General features: G+C 39.5%; 1 pseudogene. It reads right to left on the bottom strand.

What is annotated here, in order from left to right:
- Positions 1 to 664: pseudogene (locus Q0852_RS23685) on the bottom strand (hypothetical protein); the annotation flags it as partial.

Genomic DNA, 664 nt, shown 5'->3' with positions numbered 1-664 from the left:
TGGCGGCCAATGGTTTTTCCATTGATTTTCCAAGGGAGCAAAATTGTTGTCAATTGACTGGATAATAAAGAATCACTCAGTGATTCCTTTGTGGATTCTGTAGCTGAGAATGCCCATCTATCATCGCCTTGAATTTTGTATTCATGGACGAATTCATCATCGATGAAATGGTAAAAATATCCCTCAGTAGGCCAACCTAAGCGTTCTCCAATTTGAACTGACGGTTTTACAGGGATAAAGGATTCCGTGTGTGATAAATCGCCTTTTTTTACGGGCTTTACGTTTTCGTAACTAAAAGCGGTGCTTTTTGTCCCTGCAAATTGGTAGTGCAGTGCTTTTGGCTCATTAACATAAACAGAAGTGGTGAGTATTATGCCTGTTGAATCTTGGTTTGGTGATTCTGCCCAAGAGGTGTTTGCTGTCGTTTCTTGGCCTGTAGAGGCCAGTAGAAAAGACTTTATTTTGTAATGTCTTACTTCAGTAGATGAGCAAACCAACTCAATATTGTATTGAAATTCAGCTTCTTTTTTGTCTTCTTTCTGGGGCGTTGTTTGTGGTTGCTCCGCAGGTTTGGCTTTAAACGTCTCCTCTGGAGGCATTAAAAATTCAGAATATTGAGGTTTGCTTTGGTATCTCATAGCTGTTTTATTTGGTATTACAAACT

Origin of the sequence: uncultured Photobacterium sp., assembly GCF_947502415.1 — a bacterium.
Lineage (GTDB): Bacteria > Pseudomonadota > Gammaproteobacteria > Enterobacterales > Vibrionaceae > Photobacterium.
The sequence above is the reverse complement of the archived record's forward strand: the minus strand, read 5'-3'. Positions and strand labels throughout refer to the sequence as shown.